This window comes from Thiocapsa marina 5811 (assembly GCF_000223985.1).
Taxonomy (GTDB): Bacteria; Pseudomonadota; Gammaproteobacteria; order Chromatiales; family Chromatiaceae; genus Thiocapsa; species Thiocapsa marina.
The window spans coordinates 308,466-326,726 of the sequence record NZ_AFWV01000005.1; the positions used below are offsets into that span (position 1 = coordinate 308,466).

20 protein-coding genes and 1 tRNA gene are annotated in these 18,261 nt (G+C 64.6%); 7 read left to right on the forward strand and 14 right to left on the reverse strand.

Annotated elements, in window-relative coordinates; genetic code table 11:
* Positions 1–2 precede the first annotated feature (2 nt).
* The 3 genes from zapE (at position 3) to THIMADRAFT_RS09190 (ending at position 2,363) form a co-directional block, all read left to right on the forward strand.
* The gene (zapE, locus tag THIMADRAFT_RS09180; protein WP_007192740.1) at positions 3–1,091 is read left to right on the forward strand and encodes a cell division protein ZapE; all 1,089 of its coding nucleotides are present in this window, start codon (positions 3–5) and stop codon (positions 1,089–1,091) included.
* Between the two features lie 230 nt (positions 1,092–1,321).
* On the forward strand, positions 1,322–1,807 hold the full coding sequence (locus THIMADRAFT_RS09185) for a hypothetical protein (protein WP_007192741.1): 486 nt from the start codon (positions 1,322–1,324) through the stop codon (positions 1,805–1,807).
* Positions 1,788–2,363, forward strand: a complete 576-nt coding sequence (locus THIMADRAFT_RS09190) for a TlpA family protein disulfide reductase (RefSeq protein WP_007192742.1) — start codon at positions 1,788–1,790, stop codon at positions 2,361–2,363. The genes THIMADRAFT_RS09185 and THIMADRAFT_RS09190 overlap by 20 nt, the downstream gene beginning before the upstream one ends.
* Before the next feature lie 76 nt (positions 2,364–2,439).
* On the opposite strand, the gene THIMADRAFT_RS09195 is transcribed toward THIMADRAFT_RS09190, so the two are convergent.
* From THIMADRAFT_RS09195 to ettA, 9 genes are all read right to left on the reverse strand, one after another.
* Positions 2,440–3,375, reverse strand: a complete 936-nt coding sequence (locus THIMADRAFT_RS09195; RefSeq protein ID WP_007192743.1) for a patatin-like phospholipase family protein — start codon at positions 3,373–3,375, stop codon at positions 2,440–2,442.
* 73 nt (positions 3,376–3,448) lie between these two features.
* Positions 3,449–4,126, reverse strand: a complete 678-nt coding sequence (locus THIMADRAFT_RS09200; RefSeq protein ID WP_007192744.1) for a gamma-glutamyl-gamma-aminobutyrate hydrolase family protein — start codon at positions 4,124–4,126, stop codon at positions 3,449–3,451.
* Positions 4,108–5,127 (reverse strand): amidoligase family protein, encoded by a 1,020-nt coding sequence (locus THIMADRAFT_RS09205; RefSeq protein WP_007192745.1) that lies wholly within the window; start codon positions 5,125–5,127, stop codon positions 4,108–4,110. Before THIMADRAFT_RS09205 ends, THIMADRAFT_RS09200 begins: the two co-directional genes overlap by 19 nt.
* A gap of 117 nt (positions 5,128–5,244) precedes the next feature.
* The gene (locus THIMADRAFT_RS09210; protein WP_007192746.1) at positions 5,245–6,057 is read right to left on the reverse strand and encodes a mechanosensitive ion channel family protein; all 813 of its coding nucleotides are present in this window, start codon (positions 6,055–6,057) and stop codon (positions 5,245–5,247) included.
* Between the two features lie 19 nt (positions 6,058–6,076).
* A complete protein-coding gene (locus THIMADRAFT_RS09215) occupies positions 6,077–7,345 on the reverse strand; it encodes a hypothetical protein (RefSeq protein WP_007192747.1) in 1,269 nt (422 codons plus the stop codon).
* A 51-nt stretch (positions 7,346–7,396) separates the two neighbouring features.
* A complete protein-coding gene (locus THIMADRAFT_RS09220; RefSeq protein ID WP_007192748.1) occupies positions 7,397–7,852 on the reverse strand; it encodes a DUF302 domain-containing protein in 456 nt (151 codons plus the stop codon).
* 274 nt (positions 7,853–8,126) lie between these two features.
* Complete coding sequence (locus tag THIMADRAFT_RS09225) at positions 8,127–9,011, reverse strand: ATP-binding protein (protein WP_040730520.1); 885 nt, start codon at positions 9,009–9,011, stop codon at positions 8,127–8,129.
* 63 nt (positions 9,012–9,074) lie between these two features.
* On the reverse strand, positions 9,075–11,120 hold the full coding sequence (locus tag THIMADRAFT_RS09230) for a putative bifunctional diguanylate cyclase/phosphodiesterase (RefSeq protein WP_007192750.1): 2,046 nt from the start codon (positions 11,118–11,120) through the stop codon (positions 9,075–9,077).
* A gap of 28 nt (positions 11,121–11,148) precedes the next feature.
* Positions 11,149–12,816, reverse strand: coding sequence for an energy-dependent translational throttle protein EttA (ettA, locus tag THIMADRAFT_RS09235; protein WP_007192751.1), 1,668 nt, complete (start codon positions 12,814–12,816; stop codon positions 11,149–11,151).
* Between the two features lie 262 nt (positions 12,817–13,078).
* Between ettA and mobB the strand changes: the two genes are divergently transcribed.
* On the forward strand, positions 13,079–13,621 hold the full coding sequence (mobB, locus tag THIMADRAFT_RS09240) for a molybdopterin-guanine dinucleotide biosynthesis protein B (protein ID WP_007192752.1): 543 nt from the start codon (positions 13,079–13,081) through the stop codon (positions 13,619–13,621).
* 101 nt (positions 13,622–13,722) lie between these two features.
* Here mobB and THIMADRAFT_RS09245 read toward each other — a convergent pair whose 3' ends face one another.
* Positions 13,723–14,598 (reverse strand): class I SAM-dependent methyltransferase, encoded by an 876-nt coding sequence (locus THIMADRAFT_RS09245; RefSeq protein ID WP_007192753.1) that lies wholly within the window; start codon positions 14,596–14,598, stop codon positions 13,723–13,725.
* Positions 14,599–14,744: 146 nt separating this feature from the next.
* Here THIMADRAFT_RS09245 and THIMADRAFT_RS09250 point away from each other — a divergent pair.
* Positions 14,745–14,835 (forward strand) — tRNA-Ser (locus tag THIMADRAFT_RS09250).
* A gap of 539 nt (positions 14,836–15,374) precedes the next feature.
* Here THIMADRAFT_RS09250 and THIMADRAFT_RS27070 read toward each other — a convergent pair.
* From THIMADRAFT_RS27070 to THIMADRAFT_RS09265, 4 genes are all read right to left on the reverse strand, one after another.
* Positions 15,375–15,521 (reverse strand): hypothetical protein, encoded by a 147-nt coding sequence (locus THIMADRAFT_RS27070; protein WP_158308371.1) that lies wholly within the window; start codon positions 15,519–15,521, stop codon positions 15,375–15,377.
* A 98-nt stretch (positions 15,522–15,619) separates the two neighbouring features.
* Positions 15,620–15,946 carry a helix-turn-helix transcriptional regulator gene (locus tag THIMADRAFT_RS09255; RefSeq protein WP_007192754.1) on the reverse strand — a complete coding sequence of 109 codons (327 nt, stop codon included), beginning with the start codon at positions 15,944–15,946 and terminating at the stop codon, positions 15,620–15,622.
* Between the two features lie 116 nt (positions 15,947–16,062).
* On the reverse strand, positions 16,063–16,662 hold the full coding sequence (locus tag THIMADRAFT_RS09260; protein WP_007192755.1) for a FlhC family transcriptional regulator: 600 nt from the start codon (positions 16,660–16,662) through the stop codon (positions 16,063–16,065).
* Positions 16,659–17,015, reverse strand: a complete 357-nt coding sequence (locus tag THIMADRAFT_RS09265; RefSeq protein ID WP_007192756.1) for a flagellar transcriptional regulator FlhD — start codon at positions 17,013–17,015, stop codon at positions 16,659–16,661. The genes THIMADRAFT_RS09260 and THIMADRAFT_RS09265 overlap by 4 nt, the downstream gene beginning before the upstream one ends.
* Before the next feature lie 147 nt (positions 17,016–17,162).
* On the opposite strand from THIMADRAFT_RS09265, the gene THIMADRAFT_RS24650 reads away from it, so the two are divergent.
* The gene (locus tag THIMADRAFT_RS24650) at positions 17,163–17,621 is read left to right on the forward strand and encodes a helix-turn-helix domain-containing protein (RefSeq protein WP_233490214.1); all 459 of its coding nucleotides are present in this window, start codon (positions 17,163–17,165) and stop codon (positions 17,619–17,621) included.
* 197 nt (positions 17,622–17,818) lie between these two features.
* Entirely contained in the window at positions 17,819–18,175 is a 357-nt protein-coding gene (locus THIMADRAFT_RS09275; RefSeq protein WP_040730524.1) for a hypothetical protein, read from the forward strand.
* Positions 18,176–18,261 lie beyond the last annotated feature (86 nt).

An 18,261-nucleotide genomic window follows, 5' to 3' on the forward strand; every position in this document is an offset into this window, starting at 1 on the left:
CCATGGCCGATTTCAAACCGCTGGATGCGGCCCAGCGCGAGGCCGGCGAGTTGCTCCTCGGGCTGCATGAAACGCTTCTGAGAACGCCGCCGGCCCGGGGCGGCCGGGGCCCTCTCGGCGGCGGTCTGATCGGGCGTCTGGCCGGTCGGCGCCGCGGCGCGGCGACGCCGATACCGGGTCTCTATCTCTGGGGTGGCGTCGGGCGCGGCAAGACCTACCTGATGGATTGGTTCGTTCAGGATCTCGCGCTGCCGGGCAAGCGCCGCCTGCACTTCCATCATTTCATGCGCGATGTACACGATCGGATGTCGCGTCTGCCCAAGCAGCCCGATCCGCTCGAGGTGATCGCGCAGGGCCTGTGCGAGGAGGTCCGCGTCCTTTGTCTCGACGAGTTCCTGGTGACCGACATCACCGACGCCATGTTGCTCCACGGTCTCCTGAACGCACTTTTTGCGCGTGGCCTTACCCTGGTCACCACCGCCAACACGCGCCCCGACGATCTCTACCGCAATGGCCTACAGCGCGGGAACTTCCTGCCGGCCATCGATCTGCTCAAGCGACACACCAGGGTCTTCGAGCTCGACGGGGGCAACGACTACAGATTGCGCGCACTCACCCGGAGCGGCGTCTTCTTTGTCGTCGACGAGCGGGGTCCGGAAGAAACCGAGCACGCCCTGGCGGACTACTTCGATCGTCTCACCGGCGGGCATCAAGCAGAAACCGATGCCTTCTCGGTCAACGGCCGGAGCATTCCCGTGCGTCGCCAGGGTGCGGACGTGATCTGGTTTGATTTCGAAGCACTCTGCGCCGGCGCCCGATCCGCCTCGGACTACATCGAGATCGCCCGCGAGTTTCACACCGTGCTGCTCTCCGGCGTGCCGATCCTGGGACCGAAGCACGAGGCCGCGGCGCGGCGGTTCCTGCATCTGGTCGACGAGTTCTACGACCAACGCGTCAAGCTCATCCTCTCGAGCGACGTTCCCGTCGATCGACTCTACTCGGGCGGGTTGATCGAGTTTGCCCACGAGCGGTTGCTGAGCCGGCTCATCGAGATGCAGTCCGAGACCTACCTCGCCGCGCCTGCGCAGTGAGTGCATCGGCTCGATGCCTGCGGGGTTGTCCGCGGACGGCCGAGTGGTCACTATAGGTCCCGATCGGCCGAGCGCGTCGGCCGCCAGAGCGCGGAGAAAGAGTCACTGTGCGATTCATTCCCAACATCGGTGCGAGAAGCAGGCTTTCTCGCCGTTCCATCGACGCGGCGTCGGTGGCTGTCGTCGCGATTGCTTTCGGCTGTCCGCCGAGCATCGCGGATCCTGTCCGCATGGACCCGCAAACCGGTGCCTCCACCTTCGAGACGCAAGCGCACGGGGTGACCCTTTCGCTCACCCAGCTGCTGCCCGACCAGGTGCGTGCCTTTTATGTCGCCCGCGGCTTCGACTTGGCCGACGCGAATGTCTTCGCCGAGGCGTGTGTCTTCATGACCGTGCTGCGCAACGATGCGGCGCCGGGCGAGATCGATTTTCGGTTGACGGATTGGGAGGTCCGATACGACGGAGCGACCCGGAGCCTTCCGCCGCCGGAAAACTGGCTGACGCAGTGGTCGGCGCGCGGTGTGCCCGATGCGGCGATGCTCGCGTTCCGTTGGGCGCAGTTCCCCGCCGAGCAATCTTATGCGCCCGGGGAGTGGAATCAAGGCATGCTGGCCACGGGTCTGCCGCCGGGCAGTCGCTTTGATCTAATCGCTCGCTGGACGATCGCGGACCAAACCTACGAGGGGAGACTCGACGATGTTCGTTGCACCGATTGACCGGATCTGCAAAGGCCTGCCGGTCTTACCGGCCCTTCTTCTGTGCCTCGGCACCGTCGGAGCCGTCGGCACCGGCGCCGCCGCCGACCTGCCGCCTCTGAGCCACCGGCTCACGGTGATCGAAGACCCGGCACCGGCCCCGCCGCTGCGCCTGGAGGATATCGACGGGGTCGAGCACGACATCGCGGACCTCAAAGGCCGGTTGGTCCTGGTGAACTTCTGGGCCACCTGGTGCCCGCCGTGCCGTCGCGAGATGCCGTCCATGGAGCGGCTCTATCAGCAGTTGAACGCACGCGGTCTGACGGTCCTCGCGGTGGACGTCGGCGAGGACGTGGACACCGTCTTCGCCTTCACCGGTCAGTTGGATCCCCCGCCGACCTTTCCGCTCCTGCTCGACACCGATTCGAGCGCCGCGCAGGACTGGGACGTGAAGGGTCTCCCCACCAGCTTCGTGGTCGACCCGGAGGGGCGCGTGATCATCCGCGCCGTCGGCGGAACCGAGTTCGACGACGCGGCTGCAATCGAGCAGTTGTTGCCGTTTCTGCAGAAACCTTGATGCCGGGCCGCGAAATGGCTCTCCTGCAGGCCGTTCGCATCTCCTGCGGTTTCGGAATCCGCGGGATGGAGCCCGTCTAATTGGTGCGGGAACCCATCGCCTCTTCGGTCAGCCGATAGCCCAAGGCGATCAGCTCTTGCGCCCGGTGGAATTCGTGCGCCGAGCATGCGTCGCGCGGGACGTTGATCACGACGTCGGGCCGATAGGCCGCGAGCTTGATCGCCGCGATCGCGTTCTGCATCGTCTCGAAAGAGCGTAACGTGAGATCGAACACCCCGATCTGCTCCTCGTCGCCTCCCGCCAGACTCTCGCCGATGTCCTCCAAGAACTGCCGAATGCGCTCCTGATAGCTCCGCTCGCTCGATGTCTCGCCGTGCGCGTTCATCGAAGCCGGCGTCTCTTTGAGGGGCGCTGCGGCCTTCTCCTCGTCGGCTGACACGTCGGGGCCGATTGGCTGCGCGTTGAGATTGACGGCAACCGTCAGGTCCGTGAAGTCGCGAAAGGTCGGCGCAATCGGCACCGGGTTGAGCAGTCCACCGTCGACCAGCGTCAGGCCGCGATAGTAATGGGGCGTGAAGACGCCGGGCACGGCGATCGATGCGCGGACGGCATCGAAGAGCGGTCCCTCCGAGATCCAGACCTCGCGTTGTCGGTCGATGTCGGTGGCGACCGCGGTATAGCTCATGCCTAAATCTTGGATCGAATGCTCGCCCACCATCGAGCGCAACGCATCGATGATGCGATCGCCCTTGATCAAACCGGCCCCGCTGAAGGCAAGATCCACGAACCGCAGGACGTCGCCGCGGCGCAACGCGCACACCCAGTGCTTATAGGCATCGAGCTCGCCGGCCGCATAGATCCCGCCGACCAAGGCGCCCATCGAGGCGCCGCTGATGGAGCCGATCCGATAGCCGTGCTCGGTCAGCCACTCGATGATGCCGATGTGCGCGAGTCCGCGCGCTCCGCCGCTGCCGAGCGCCAAGGATAGGGTCTTGGGTTCTTGCTGAGCCATCGTGGATCACCGCCCTTGGTGTCGCTGCCGGGATGAAACGCTTGGCCGAAGCATAGCGTAAGAATGGTTTCGGTCAGGCCAAAGCGCGCGCGTGTCCGACGAGCGCTCGGAATAGGGCGCGCTGACGCCGCAGATAGATCAGAAACTCCGGATGCCATTGCACGCCGAGCAGAAAGTCGGCTCTCGGATCTTCGATCGCCTGGACGATGCCGTCGAGATCCCGACCGCTCACGCGCAGACCCTCTCCGAGTCGGTCGATGGCCTGGTTGTGCAGGCTATTGATTCGGTGACGACCGGGGCCGAGGAGGCGAGCGATCATCGTGGCCGGGCGTTCCACGCAGAGCGTCTTCAGCGGAAGGACCGTCCAGCGATGCGACGTCTTGTGCCGATGCGAGTGCAGGTCCTGAAACAAGGATCCGCCACGGCAGACATTGAGCAATTGCGCGCCTCGGCAGATCCCGAGCAGAGGTAAGCCGCGGTCGAGCGCATCTTGGATCACCTCGGTTTCGAGCGCATCGCGTGCCCTGTCGTAATTCGGCTCGACCTCCGGCTCGGCGGCATAGAGAACGGGCTCGACATCGTGACCGCCGGTGACCACGACGCCCTGATAGGTCAAGCGCTTCGGGGTGTCGCCCGGGCGAACCTGCAGGGGCCGCCCCCCGTAGAGGCGCACCGCGAGGGCGACCAGCAGGCGAGGGCCGAAGGCGCCGCGCGCGGGTCCGGTGATTGCGATCAGGGGCGCCCGAGCCACTCGGCCTCCAGAGTGTCCTTCCACGCGTCGAGCAAGCGCTCGATCGGCCGATCGAGAAAGGTGCGATAGGCTGCGCAACAGCCGGTCAGACGCGCCGGATCGGCGGCCAATCGCTCCACTTCCACCCAGTCGTTCCAGGCGAGATACAAGCCCCAGTCCGGTTTGTGGATCTCGCAATCGGGCAGACGGTAATGAAAGGTGGGCCGCGCCTTCACGAGTGGATCCTGCGTGACCTTGCGCACGCGCTCCTCGTCGAGAAAGAGAAACAAGGGCAGCATATCGAGCATGCGATTGCGGGTCGGGTTCTCGGCAAGGTAGTCGTCGATCAGCACCGACAGATCGGGACGGTAATCGGGGCCGATCACCTTGCGGATGTAGTCCGGCGGGAAGGGGTCGACATAGCTCGTGACCCTGCGCGCGAAATTGATGTCCGCACGCTCGACCAACCAGTCGGACAGACACAGGAATGCCTTCAAGTAGGCCGCGATGGTGTCCGGGTCGGTGGCGGGTACCTCTGGATTGAACTGCATGCCGAAGGCGTTGACGAGGCTGTCGGAGGTGCCTTTGGCGCCCGCCTCGCGCAGACGAACGATGAGCCCTTCGACCTCCCCGAGCCGCTCCAACGGCAGCGGCGGGCCGACCACCTCGACGGGGACGATCGCCTCTGCGGCCCAGGCGAGGGCACCCTCGGCCGCCTGAGCCAGCTCTCCCTCCAGGGTGTCGTCGGCATGGGTCTCGCGGCCGAGCCGTTTGAGCAGGTCGTAGTCCAGCTCGACGATCCACTCGCCCGCCGGATCACCTTCGAGCACGCGCTCGTAACGCCCGCGGGATCTGATCTCGAGCCCGAAGAAGCCGGCCACGCACCCGGCCAGCACATCGAGCCCGAGCCCGCTCATTTCCAGCTCGACGCCGACCCGCCGCATCTTGCCCTCGGCGCTCTCCAGCCAGGGCGGCTGTTTCAACGGGTTCCCGGTGCCACCTCGAGCGTCATGCATCTTCATCGTCGGACCTCCTCGCCCGTGAGTCCGTCATCGAGTCTCTTCGTGGTGCCTCGGTGCTCCATGGCGTGAAAACGTCCGTAACGCATTCGCGTGCCGTCATCGCCCCACTCGAGACCGTCAGGCGTTCGCGTTCGGGACACTTGCGACCGCACTCGGCTTCACCCCGAGCTGCGCCAGGATCGCCTTGCCCCGCACCGTCAAATCGGAGACGAAGCGAAACTGCTGGCGCGGGTCGATCGGATAGGCTTTCAGGCGATAGTGGGTGCCCCAAGGCTGCTCGCAAACCACGACCGCGATCGGCTGATCGAGCTGGAGATAGGGGCTGGTGAGGGCAACGTCTTGGAGCGCTTGCACGACCGCGCCGGCGTCGTGCAGCGGATGGAGATAAAAATCCGCCACGCATTGCAGCTCCGGCCCGCCGCTGTTCGCGTTGAAGATGGACTCGTTCCAGAGCTTCAGGTGGGGGATCGAGACCCGCGTATCGTCCGGCGTCACGATCTGGACCGTTCGCATGCCGACCTTCGCGACCTCGCCGTAGGTGCCGTTGATCTCGATCCAGTCGCCGAGCCGATAAGGCATCTCGATGACGGCGACGACGCCGGCGATGAGGCTGCTCACATAGTCCTTCAAGGCAAATCCGACCGCGAGCCCCACGGTGCCGAGCACGGCGACCATGTTCTGGAGCGAAGGCTCGATGATCAGCGGCACGATCAAGACGAAGGCGACGATGATGATGGCCAGCCGCATCAAGGGCACCATCGCCAAAAGGTAGAGCCGATAACGACCGTGAAGCCGGTTTGCGATCCAAGGAACCAGGGTCTGATTGGCGAGGATCAAGAGCGTTGCGCCGAGTAGGATCAACCCGAGCTCGAGGAGGGCTGCGGGGTCGAGCACCTTGAACAGACGGATGATATCGGTGTTGTTCTGCATCGGTCGGAATCCCCCGAAATCAGAAGGCGTCGATCAAGTAGCCACGGGCACGCAGGGCCTCTCGGGCTGTCGCATACCCGAGTGGGGCGATGCGCCAGCGATCGCTGTGCGCTTGGACGAGACCGAGATCCTTCATCCTCAGCAGGATCGACAGGATTCGGTCCTGCGACAGCGGAAGCAGCTCCGGCAGCACGCCTTCAGGCGGGCCGTTGTGCAGCAAGAGCGCATGCAGGACGAGGACGACCTCTTCGCCGGTCTCGGCGGGAAGGACAGGATCCTCGATGCCCGCGGACAGCCAGACGGTCTCCTCGTCGGGGTGCATGGCGGATTTATCGGCATCGACGTCCTCGGTCGTGTCATCGTCCCCGTCCGGCTCCGCCCGTAGCCGGTTGCGCCAGTAGATGCGAGCGATGCCGAGGTTGCCGCGACAATGCGCGGCCAAGCGCTTGAGCTCGACACTCACCGGAAAGTCATCCCGGTCGGGCGTATCGCGCTCGGAATCGGAGTCGGGATCGGGTAGCAGATTCTCGCCTGTCTTGGCATGACAAAAGCGCACCGGTTTGTCGCGATCCGCGCGCGCCGACTCGAGAAAATAGACGCCTAGCCTGCGCCCGTCGAACCCCTGCAGCGTCAGCACCTCGACCCCCGGAAACGGCCAGATCCGCTGCAGATAGGCCCACGCCCAGCTGTCGCAGCCGATCAGTCCGCGACCCAGACGACCCGCGAACGCCGCCTCGAACAAGCGGCGTGCCAATCGCAAACCCCCGGCATGGCGGAAGTACCAATGCTCCAAGCGCGGCAAGACCCAGGGACAATCCGGCTGCGCTTCCATGCGGCCCACCCAGTCATCGAGCGGGCTCGTGTCGCCGGCGAGGATTGCCTCGGGGTTCGGCGGCAGGATGACGGCGGCCTCGTGCGCGAGGGCCCATTGCTCCAGGATCTCGGCCTGACCGGCGAATGGCTGACCGACCAGGACCCGCACGCAGGACGCGGGCGCCCCGTCCGCTGCCCGATCCCGAAGCGCGTCCTCCAGAGCCGCCGCGCCGTGCGACCAGTCGATCGGAGGCGCCAGATGCTCGAGCTTGATCCGAGGGAGTGCACGCAGATCCGTCTCGGCCCTCAAGGGCGACTGCACCCGCTTGGAACCCATGCCGAACACGCGCCCGAGCGCCGACCATTTCTTACGGACGGTGGCCGAATCGAGAGTGCTCGGAACCGCATACTCGCCGATCGGGACGACCTCCCAGAGCGGCGGCGGGGTGTCCGGGCGTGGATCCCGTGAGGTCATGGCTTGACTCCCGTCGACGCCGAGATGCGTGCCCCGATTCGATCCGCCCGCCTACTCTGCAGCGGCCGCGGCGATCTCCGACAGCATCTTTTCGACGTTCTCCAGCACGGCGGCACAATCGCCGAGTCCATGTCGTGCGTCGAGCCAAACCGGCGCGTTGTAGGCCACCTGCGTGACGCCGTCCGCTCCTTCCCAGATCAGCAGCTTCAACGGCAGATCGATCGCGACCGTTGCACTGCACTGCATGAGTCGTGTACCGGCCTTCGGGTTCCCGAAGATCAGTAGCTCGGTTGGCGGCAGCTCCAGCTCGGCCTTGCGGGCTCCCGCCGCGTGATCGATGCGTGCAAAGACCCCGAGACCGCGCTCGGTGATGGCCGATTCGGCACGGTCCGCTGTCTCGGCGACCCCGTGCGGGCTTGTCGACACCACCAAGCCATCGCTGCCGAGTGCCGAGGCAGCCGTCGCGATCAAGATCAACGCCACGCCCAGAAGTCCGCGTTCAAACATGATGAGTGCTCCGATGAAGGCGACACGATCGCCGCTGCCCGAGTTTGCCTGATGTCGGTCGCGAAGTCCGCCGCCGTCGGACAGACGCAGCAGGAACCCCGCCGCTCTGCGCCGCGCCGAGCGCGGCGACGCACGTGCGGCGATCTCTATCCGAGCGCAGACGTCTCGCAGATCGGGGCTTTCGTTGCAGTCGCGGGACGCCGGTCGATCCGCTCGAAGGCGGCCGATCGGGCAGACGCGTGCGGTGTAAGCGGATCCTGAAACGATGAAACGATCACTCGCGTCCGGACCAATCGCGCGCGAACTGCCATGCCGTGCGACCGCTGCGCGAGCCGCGACGCAGGGCCCATTGGAGCGCGGCGCGCTCGAGCGCTTCGCGCCGCTCGGATGCGTCGGTTTCGGATGCCGACGCTTCGGATGTCGTGGCGAGACGGGCAAGCCAGTGATGCACAAGGGCGAGGTATTGGGCCTGACTGAAGGGGTGAAAGGCGACCCAGAGCCCGAACCGATCGGAGAGCGAGATCTTCTCCTCGACCGATTCGCCGTGATGCAGCTCCCCGTCGATGAAACGGGCCTCCCGGTTCTCCGACTGGAGCTCCGGCAGGAGGTGGCGGCGGTTCGAGGTGGCGTAGATGAGCAGGTTCTCCGGGGTCGCTGTGATCGAGCCGTCCAAGGCGGCCTTGAGCGCCTTGTAGCCGGATTCGCTGGCCTCGAAGGAGAGGTCGTCGCAGAAGAGGATGAAGCGTTCCGGGCGGTCGCGAATCAGCTCCAGGATCTCGGGGAGTTGAATTAGGTCGTCCTTGTCGACCTCGATCAGACGCAGCCCGCGATCGCGCATCGCATTGAAGACGGCCTTGATCAGCGAGGACTTGCCGGTCCCGCGCGAGCCCCACAGCAGGACGTTGTTGGCCCCGCGACCGGCGAGAAACTGCGCGGTATTGCGCTCGATCTCGGCCTTCTGTCGATCCAGACAGAGCAGGTCGTCGAGGTCGATTCGGTGCGGTGCGGGCACCGCCTGCAACCAGCCGCGATCGCCTTGGCTGCGCCACCGAAAGGCGTGGGCGGTCCAGTCCGGGGCATCGGTGCCGGCCGGAAGCAGGACCGCGAGACGCTCCAGAAGGGTCTCTGCGCGTTGGAGGAGTCGTTTCTTTGCGCCCATATCGCTATCCGTCGTGTTCGATAACATCCGTCGCTCGGCGGATCCGCCCGTCGCGCGCCGGTCTCAATGCGCGATCGAGCCGGTCAGCGCAGCCGCCGGGGGCCGCTCGGGTGAATCCTGTCGCAAGGCGCGATGCAGCCGAAGATCCTCCAGCCGCAACGGCCGTCCGACCCCGAAACCTTGCGCATAGTCCACACCCATCGCGCGGAGTCGTTCGATGAGCTCCGGTGTCTCGGCCCATTCCGCAATGGTTTTCATGCCCAACACATGGCCGATGTGGTTGATGGACGAAACGAGCGCACGATCGACGGGGTCGGTCTCCAGATTACGCACGAAGCTTCCGTCGATCTTCAGATAGTCCACCGGCAGGAGCTTCAGGTAGGCATAGGAAGCGAAACCTGTTCCGAAATCGTCGACCGCGAAGGATGTCCCGAGCGCGCGCATCTCCTGCATGAAGGTCCGCGCGCGGCGTAGATCCGCCACGGCGGCCGTCTCCGTGATCTCGAAGCAGATGCTGGCGTAGGGGATCGCGTACTCGGCGAACTGACGCTTGAGATACGCCGTGAAGCCCTCGTCCATCAGGGTGGTCCCGGACAGGTTGATCGCCAGCATGAAGCGATCGGGAACCGCCGCGTGCCAAGCGGTGAGCTGCTCGGACTGGTGGGAGAAGACATGCGTGACGATCCACCGGTCGATCGTCGGCATGAGGATGTGACGCTCGGCCGCCGGGATAAAGGCGTCCGGCACGACGGCATTGCCCTTCTCGTCCTGCATCCGGGCCAGGATCTCGTAGTGGATCGGCTGATCGGTGCCGTTGAGCGGTTGGATCGGCTGCGCCATGATCCGGAATCGCCCGTCGCTCAGCGCACGCCCGATGACGGGCAGGAGGGCGAGATCTCCGCGGTGACGGACACTCTCGGCATCGCGATGACCATAGACATGGATGCGATCCCGGCCCTGTTTCTTGGCGGTACGGCAGGCGATGTCGGCGTGTCCGAGCGCATCGACAGCGCTCATCTTCGCGGGGTCGAAGACGACCAAGCCGATGCTCAGCGTGATGTCGAACGAGCGTTCCTGCCAGGTGAATAGAAAATTGCGAGTCGTGCGAATCAGATCCTCGCAAAGCCCTTTTGCCTGGTTTGCCGCATCGCCGACGAAGAGGGCGACGATCTCGTCTCCGCTCAAGCGAGCGAGCGCGGTCGCGGTGCCCAACTTGGTTTTGGCGATCTGCCCGAGCTGTTCGAGGACCTTGTTGCCGGCAGCGTGCCCGAAGGAGTCGTTGATGACCTTGAAACGGTCGATATCGATCAAGCAGAGGGCGTGCTTGGGGTTCTTGCCGCGCAGCGGCGTTACGGCACCGAGGATGCGCTCGAAGGTCGGGCGGTTTTGAAGCCCTGTCAGCGGGTCGCGCTGCTCGAGAAACTCCATGCGTTGCTCGCTGCGCTCGAGGTCGGTCATGTCTTCGGCGATCAGCAGTCGGAAATCCTCCCCGTCCAGCGTCAGAGGCCGGGTCAGCAAGCGCATCGGGAAGTGCCGATCATCCGCCCGCACGCCGGAGAGGTGCAGCACTTGCGATCCGAGTCCCGCGCTGGCGCGAGCGCTGTCGATCACCTCCGACAGTCGAAGATCCGGAATCAGCATCTCGATCGGTAGGGTCAAGGTCTCCTCGCAAAGGCGCCCGAAGAGGATCTCCGCAGCCGGATTGAACAAGCGAATCCGACCGTCGACGTCGGTCAGGATCACCCCGTGCGAGACGGTGCCCAGCAGGGCGCGCAAGGTCTCGCCGGCGGCGTCCAGGTCGGCGAGGTCATGCAGCTCCGCGCGTGCGAGGGTGCGGAAACGCCAATAGTAGAGGAGCGCGATCGTAATCGTGGCGATCGCGACAACCAGTGCCAAGGCGAGCAGGACTCCGAGCTCGACCTGGTGTCTGCTTGAATCGGTCGCCATCGCGGACATCCGCTCGCGATAGTCCCAGGCCACCAGGCCAAAGGTCAGGAGGCTGCCGCTCAGGGCGATCAGAAAACCCCGAGTGGCCGAGTGCGTGGAGGCCGGGACTATTCGCCAGGGTCTCCAGGGATGCCGAATCAATCGGTTCAGACGCGGACTCATGGTCAGGCGCAGAAGGCCCCGCGGCCGACTAGGCGGTAAGCCTCCGATATTTGAGCCGGTGCGGCTGATCCGCCTCGGTGCCCAGGCGCCGATGCCGATCGGCCTCGTAGTCCGCATAGTTCCCTTCGAACCAGGTCACCTGCGAGTCGCCCTCGAAGGCGAGGATGTGGGTCGCGATGCGGTCGAGGAACCAGCGATCATGGCTGATCACCACCGCGCAACCCGGGAAGGTCAGCAATGCCTCTTCGAGCGCACGCAGTGTCTCGACGTCCAGATCATTGGTGGGCTCGTCGAGCAGGAGCAGGTTGCCGCCGCTCTTCAAGAGTTTCGACAGATGGACCCGGTTGCGCTCCCCGCCGGAGAGATCGCCGATGCGCTTTTGCTGATCGGTGCTCTTGAAATTGAAGCGACTGCAGTAGGCGCGCGAGGACATCTCGTAGCGACCGACGACGATGTTGTCGGCCCCGTCGGAGATCTCCTCCCAGACCGTTTTGCTGTCGTCGAGCGAATCGCGGCTCTGATCGACATAGGCAATCTGCACCGTCTCGCCGATCCGCATGGTGCCGCCGTCCGGGGTCTCCTGGCCGGTCAGGATGCGGAACAGCGTGGTCTTGCCGGCCCCGTTCGGGCCGATGATGCCGACGATGCCGCCTTTGGGCAGGGTGAAGGAGAGATTGTCGTAGAGCAGATTGTCGCCATACGCCTTCTTCAGTCCCTCGGCCTCGATCACCAGGTCGCCCAGACGCGGGCCGGGCGGGATGTAGATCTCGTTGGTCTCGTTGCGGGCCTGAAATTCCTGCGACTGCAATTCGTCGAAACGGGCCATGCGCGCCTTGCTCTTGGCGTGGCGGCCCTTCGGGTTGGAGCGTACCCATTCCAACTCGTGCTTCATCGACTTGATGCGGGCCTGCTCCTGCTTCTGCTCGAGCTCCAGGCGCTGCTCCTTCTGCTCGAGCCAGGAGGAATAGTTGCCCTCCCAGGGGATGCCGTGTCCGCGGTCCAGTTCCAGGATCCAGCCGGCGACGTTGTCGAGGAAATAACGGTCATGGGTGACGGCCACGACGGTGCCGGGATACTCGTGCAGGAAGCGTTCGAGCCAGGCGACCGATTCGGCGTCCAGATGGTTCGTCGGCTCGTCGAGCAGCAGCATGTCGGGCTTGGACAGCAGCAGCCGGCAAAGCGCGACCCGGCGGCGCTCGCCGCCCGAGAGTTTGGTCACGTCGGCGTCCCAGGGCGGCAGGCGCAGCGCATCGGCGGCGACCTCGAGCGTGCGTTCCAGATTGTGCCCGTCGGTGGCCTCGATCAGGTTCTCGAGCTCGGCCTGCTCCTGCGCGAGGGCGTCGAAGTCCGCATCCGGCTCCGCGTAGGCGGCATAGACCGCGTCGAGCCGCTCCAAGGCCGCCGTGATGTGGCCGAGCGCCTCCTCGACATTGCCGCGCACGTCCTTGGTCGGGTCGAGCCCGGGCTCTTGGGACAGGAAGCCGATCTTGATGCCGGGCTGAGGCCGCGCCTCGCCCTCGATCTCGGTGTCGAGACCGGCCATGATCTTCAGCAGGGTCGATTTACCCGAGCCGTTCAGACCGAGCACGCCGATCTTGGCGCCCGGGAAGAAGGACAGAGAGATGTCGCGTAGGATGACGCGCTTGGGCGGCACGATCTTGCCGACCCGATTCATTGTAAAGATGTATTGAGCCATGGATTCGGGAGTCTTTTCTTCGTGACGATGTCGTCGAGGGACTGGATTTCGCGAGGGCGCGCGGTGGTGCGCTGCGTCGGTCGTGACCGGGATTCGGACCGACCGCTTCTTCGCGACATTCTGCGCCGGCCGCCGAGAAATGTCCAAGGCACGGGGCGTGCAACGCGGTGAAACATCCGCATGTGACCGGTCTAGAATAGCGCTGAACAGGCCCTCCCCGAAGGGACGATGCCGCCCCCTACGTGCACCGAGGAACAACCTGATGGGCGAGACAATGATTCCCGTGGTCGGCTTCGTCGCCCCGAGCGGGACAGGCAAGACCACCTTGGTGCTGCAGGTCGTCGCCGCCCTCGACGGTCGCGGTCTGCGGGTCGGCTACCTCAAACATGCACATCATCGCTTTGACTTGGACGTGCCCGGCAAGGACAGCTATGAGGTGCGCGAGGCCGGTGCGCAGCAGACCCTGCTGGCCTCGAAGGCACGCTGGGCGTTGCAGGTTCGCAATCCGGTGCAGGGCGAGGATCCGGATCTCCATCGGATGCTCTCGCGATTCGAGTTCGAGCGTCTCGATTTGATCCTGGTGGAAGGCTTCAAGCACGCGGACTATCCGAAGATCGAGGTCTATCGCCCGGCCACCGGGCAGGCGCCGCTCTATCCCGATGATCCGGGCATCATCGCCGTGGCCACCGACGTCGCCCTCGCGGTCGAGTCATCGCTCGTCGTGCTCCCCCTCAACTCGCCCGAGGCCGTCGCCGACTTCATCCTGACGCGTCTGGATGCCGTCCGTTTGCGCGTTGCTTGCTGATCCATTCGGCGTCCGCGAAGAACCGGACCCCGGACTCCCCGATCGCGACCGCACCGCGGGCCGGGGGATGCGTGGATCCCGGCATCGTTGCCCGCCGGCGCCTATTTCTCCGCTGTCAGATAAGCGATCCAGCCGGCGTCCGGCTCCCCGCTTTCGACCGGCACGAAGACACCGTCCGGCTTGCCGCGCGCATCCCATCCCTGCCAATAGACCATCACGCGCGAAAAACCGGCCGCCGCCAACAGCTCGCGGATCTCCGGCAAGGTCCACAGCCGCCAATCGTAGCTGAAGGCACGTGGCCACGCCGATCCGTCGTCGAACCGAAAGTGGATATGACAGACCAGCCTGCCGGTCACGGGTTCGTAGGCCGCTTGCTCCCAGATATAGGTGAAGCTGCCGCCCTGCGGGTCCGCGACACGCCGCTCCTCGGTGAGCAGGCGAAAGGTATCGTAACCACCGAAGGCATCGAGAAAAAAGATCCCTCCCACGGCCAAGGTGTCGCGCACCCGTTCGAAATAGCGCAGCAGATGACACCGGTCTCTGAGCAGCCAGTAGCTGCAATTCATCGCCAACACGATATCGGGGGAGGGCGTCTCCACCTCGCGGACATCTCCCGCGATCAAGGCGACGCGTGCCCGTGCGGACGCGTCCAATGCCGCGAGATTATGATGCTCCCCCCAGGCCAGGACATCGGGGTCCAGGTCCACGCCCCAGGCCCGATTGCGTTTGCGCCGACCCACCCACTCGCAGCACACCGCGGCCGTCCCGCAAAAATCCTCCCGCAGCATCCGAGCGCTTCGCCCGCGCAATTGCCGAAAGGTCCGATCGACGAAATCGATCTCCGTTCGCGGGTTCTGGACAGCGAGCTGATACAGGCGGCAACGATCGGCAACATCGGCCATCGCCGGATGCGCCGGGTCTTTCGGGGAAACCATGTGCTTGCGGAAGTCTCTCTCGGTGGATTTCGGACAGGACATATCCCGCCGCCGACCCCGCGTCCATGACGATTCGTCGAGCGGGATTTGAACGCGACGACACCTTCCTGTACTCTACGCGGCTCGCGGATCATAGCGCCGGATGGCCCAAGAGTCGTCCACCCGAGCGCGATGCGCGAAACCCCCGCGGAGAGGTGTCCGAGTGGCTTAAGGAGCACGCCTGGAAAGTGTGTATAGGTTAACAGCCTATCGAGGGTTCGAATCCCTCCCTCTCCGCCACTAATTTTACTTAAAGACTTGATCTAAAAAGAAAAATAATAGCAAGATAGTCGATATACCCACAAACGTACCCACAAAATGCTTCGGGCTTTCCCAAGCCGTCCTTGGACAAAGTAGCAGATCCCGAACGCCTGCAGTCGGCAATCCATGTTCTCTTCGTCCAGCGTGTGATCTTCCATGAGAGATCGCCGCACCTCGTCGGGACCACCTCGACGTCCATTGCCGGTGTATTTCGCAATTTTTCCGGCTGATGTTTACCCTGCCAATGTCGATGCCGATCGCATACCGACCAAGCGACCCTGTCGGCTGCGCGAAAAAGCGCGTTGGTTGGTCGCGACGGCACGCTTCTCCGATCGCGCCTTGTTGTTGTCGCTGGTGCTGGATGACGGCTTGCACATGACAGCCCTATGTCGACGCGGACGGGTGCGATCCGCCGCTTGCAGACGTCGGTCGACCTCGCATGTGACGATAGGTGCCGGTGCCCAAAGGTGCTTCACGGCCTCGGAGCCTCCTCGGCCACTTTCGATTCGGTAGCCGGTTTAGCCGATACCGGGCGCGTCGCCGATCGCGCGGTCGGCTCGACCACCCAAAGGCGCATCCCGTACTCTCCGAAGAACCGCCAGCGCCATTGCGTCGTAGGCGTCACCGCGGGCGGTCGAGTCGATTGCGCCGTCGACGAAGATCACGCGGACCGCCTCCACTCGCCGTCACGGGAGGGCAGGGTGTCCGCGATCCGCACCGGTTCGCCTTTGCACCGCACCGAATCGGAAAGACGCCGCACGTTTCAGCCTGCTCTGCGCAGCGCGTGCGACTTTGGAGGGGGCGAAGACGCGACGGCCGCGCCAACGACGGCGCCGGAATCGCCGCCGAGTCCGAAGGTCGATCGCTGTGTATGAAGACCGTCGACCAGGGTGCGCAGATCCTCATCGTCGATAGTACGGATCAGCGCGGCGATCACCGCGTCGATCTCATGCTCGGGCCAAGCGGACGCGCGCGCACCGAGCGCGATCGGACGCGGAAACAACCCGGCGGCGATGCGGGCATAGAGTCCGGAGCGACTGTAGCCGGTACGCTCCAAGACAGTTCGTAAACGCAGGACGCAGGTTGGCATGCGGGATCTCCATGATGTGATCGGTTCGTTGCGCGTCAGCGAGCACCCGCAGTGTCGTGAGTCCGAATAGCGTTCGGCTGAATCTGATCGCGCCGGTCGAGAAAAGCGGTTCGTGGTCAAGAGTGTGTTTTCGCGTCTCGATTCGGTTTGCCTTGCTTGGCCGCCGAGGAGGCGAGGGGCTCCGTCGGTGCGTCGTCCTTGCGGTCACGCCCCGTCCGAGACACCTTCAACGCGCAGATCGGGCAATCCACGGACCGGCGCGAGAACGCCCCTGCCACGTAGGGGATCGCGCAGGGCTCGCAGGTGCGGAAGAGCACGAGCCCCGTGGTGAGGTCGCGGGCGATCACCCAGCCCTGGTTGATGTCGAGGGGTGGGCCGAGCGTGTCGGATCCCGTCAACCCCGCCATCTGCTCCAGATAGAGGCGGTGCCCCGTGAGCAGCGCCTCGATGTCGATGCATCGCTGAACCGCCGCCCCGCCGAAGGCGCGATACAGGCCCGTAAACAATGATGCGTTGGCCTGGCGACGCGCCGTGCCGAGGAGCGTGGCGGTGCTCGGCAGCTGACCGGGCAAAGGCTTGCAGCCGTGGATCTCGTAGTGCAGTTCGCGCAGCACGGCCGGCCGCAGACCGCTGATCCGCGCCACAAGCGAGGTGCGCATGCCGCGCCGGATCAAGGCGATCGCCAGCTGCGTCCTGGCGTGATGCCGAAGTCTCATGGCTGCGCGACCTCCTCGGCGGCGAGCAGAATCACCTGCAGCCCCAACCCGAGTGCGGACGGCCCGGTCGTGCGAAGACGGTCCTGCAGCCAGCACACGCGAAAGCGCGGTCGAAACAACAGCACGCCCGAAGCGGCCAGCTCGCGCAGCATCGTGAGCGAGGCGTGCCGCAGGATCTCCAGCACCTCCCGGTCGAGACCATAGACCAAGACGGCCTTTTCGGCGTCCGAACGCGCCAGCTCGCGGGCACCGAGCAGCCACATCAGATTCAGGGTATCGACCTCGCAATCTTGGTACGCCGCAGGGTTTGTCCGGGGTGGTTCCCCGTCGGGGGTAGAGTGCGTGTCCGTCATCTTCGTTCTCACGGCAGAAAAACATGTTGACGGTGCTATAATCGTGCGTATAAAACGAACTTGTCAAATAAAAAAGCGCAATAAACGTCGTTAAGAGCACTATAACGCGATTTCTCGGCGCTCGACTCGGGTGGTATGGCCATGACGATGGACAAGCAAGATTCTGATTTAAATCGCGAAGTCTTCTGGGATTCCGCCGGATTCGCGACGCGCCTGGCACTCGCGAAGGGCGTGCTGTCCACGAATGCATTCGCGCAAAAGTGCGGGATTTCCGAGAGCATCTTCCGCAAGTACCTCGCGGGCGCGAGCGTTCCCGGGGCGGACAAGCTGGTCGATATCGCCCGCGTAGCTGGTGTGTCCCTGCTCTGGCTGGCGACCGGGCAGGGGCGCGCCGAGGACGGCACGGACGCGATGGTTCGGGGTCCGGTCGACGTGGATCTGCTGGAAACCCTGCTCGAGTCGGTTGAAGGCGGACTCGACGAGATCGGCGCGACCTTGACGCCGGCGAAGAAGGCCAAGCTGGTCGCGGCGCTCTACAGCCTCTATCGCAGCAGCGAAGACGTCCGCAAGGCACCGGTGTTGGAGCTCGTCAGGCTGGCGAGCTGAGCGTGACCGAGTGCACGGTTCCGCGAGTCCGACCCGGAATGACGGTTGCTCGACGCGTTTTTGCGTTGACCCGGTCGATGCCTCGGGCGACGATCCGACGCGCTCGACACGATGTACCGACTTTGGATCACGGAACAGCGGAGGTTTTTTCGATGGTCGACAAGAGTGATGAAATCCGATCGACAATTCGCGGGATCATGGGCGACAGCGTGCCTAAGCCGAAGCCGCCGGACGTGGCGATGCCGTCGCTGAGCATCGATATCGGCGGCATCAATCTCAAGAACCACAACGCGTTCGAACACGCGCATCCCGATCATCGAATCGATCTTCCCGCGATGGCCGCTGCGCCGCCGGCGGTCCAGCGCTGCCACCGCCAGCAACGTAGCCTGTTGCGGGTGCTCGGCTCGGTGCTGATGTTCGCCGCCATCGCCCCGCTCTACCTGGTGGAGTTCCTGTCGGACATGCCCGACAACATCATTTTGACCATCGGATTCATCATGCTGATCTTGAGCCTGATCAGTTTTACGATCGCGACGATGCTCGAATCGTCCTGATCCGAGGACGGCCGCTCGTGCGCGAGCGGCCAAGTCTCTGCGGAAATACACCGACCGATGCCGATGCAGCGCGATCGTGACGGTGA

Coding starts and splice junctions, on each gene's coding strand:
- THIMADRAFT_RS24650 (WP_233490214.1), top strand. CDS start 17,163: ATGGACAAGCAAGATTCTGATTTAAATCGCGAAGTCTTCTGGGATTCC.
- THIMADRAFT_RS09190 (WP_007192742.1), top strand. CDS start 1,788: ATGTTCGTTGCACCGATTGACCGGATCTGCAAAGGCCTGCCGGTCTTA.
- THIMADRAFT_RS09195 (WP_007192743.1), bottom strand. CDS start 3,375: ATGGCTCAGCAAGAACCCAAGACCCTATCCTTGGCGCTCGGCAGCGGC.
- THIMADRAFT_RS09255 (WP_007192754.1), bottom strand. CDS start 15,946: ATGCCAACCTGCGTCCTGCGTTTACGAACTGTCTTGGAGCGTACCGGC.
- THIMADRAFT_RS09265 (WP_007192756.1), bottom strand. CDS start 17,015: ATGACGGACACGCACTCTACCCCCGACGGGGAACCACCCCGGACAAAC.
- THIMADRAFT_RS09215 (WP_007192747.1), bottom strand. CDS start 7,345: ATGACCTCACGGGATCCACGCCCGGACACCCCGCCGCCGCTCTGGGAG.
- THIMADRAFT_RS09245 (WP_007192753.1), bottom strand. CDS start 14,598: ATGTCCTGTCCGAAATCCACCGAGAGAGACTTCCGCAAGCACATGGTT.
- ettA (WP_007192751.1), bottom strand. CDS start 12,816: ATGGCTCAATACATCTTTACAATGAATCGGGTCGGCAAGATCGTGCCG.
- THIMADRAFT_RS09275 (WP_040730524.1), top strand. CDS start 17,819: ATGGGCGACAGCGTGCCTAAGCCGAAGCCGCCGGACGTGGCGATGCCG.
- THIMADRAFT_RS09225 (WP_040730520.1), bottom strand. CDS start 9,011: ATGGGCGCAAAGAAACGACTCCTCCAACGCGCAGAGACCCTTCTGGAG.
- THIMADRAFT_RS09260 (WP_007192755.1), bottom strand. CDS start 16,662: ATGAGACTTCGGCATCACGCCAGGACGCAGCTGGCGATCGCCTTGATC.
- THIMADRAFT_RS09220 (WP_007192748.1), bottom strand. CDS start 7,852: ATGTTTGAACGCGGACTTCTGGGCGTGGCGTTGATCTTGATCGCGACG.
- THIMADRAFT_RS09185 (WP_007192741.1), top strand. CDS start 1,322: ATGGACCCGCAAACCGGTGCCTCCACCTTCGAGACGCAAGCGCACGGG.
- THIMADRAFT_RS09230 (WP_007192750.1), bottom strand. CDS start 11,120: ATGAGTCCGCGTCTGAACCGATTGATTCGGCATCCCTGGAGACCCTGG.
- THIMADRAFT_RS09210 (WP_007192746.1), bottom strand. CDS start 6,057: ATGCAGAACAACACCGATATCATCCGTCTGTTCAAGGTGCTCGACCCC.
- THIMADRAFT_RS09205 (WP_007192745.1), bottom strand. CDS start 5,127: ATGAAGATGCATGACGCTCGAGGTGGCACCGGGAACCCGTTGAAACAG.
- zapE (WP_007192740.1), top strand. CDS start 3: ATGGCCGATTTCAAACCGCTGGATGCGGCCCAGCGCGAGGCCGGCGAG.
- mobB (WP_007192752.1), top strand. CDS start 13,079: ATGGGCGAGACAATGATTCCCGTGGTCGGCTTCGTCGCCCCGAGCGGG.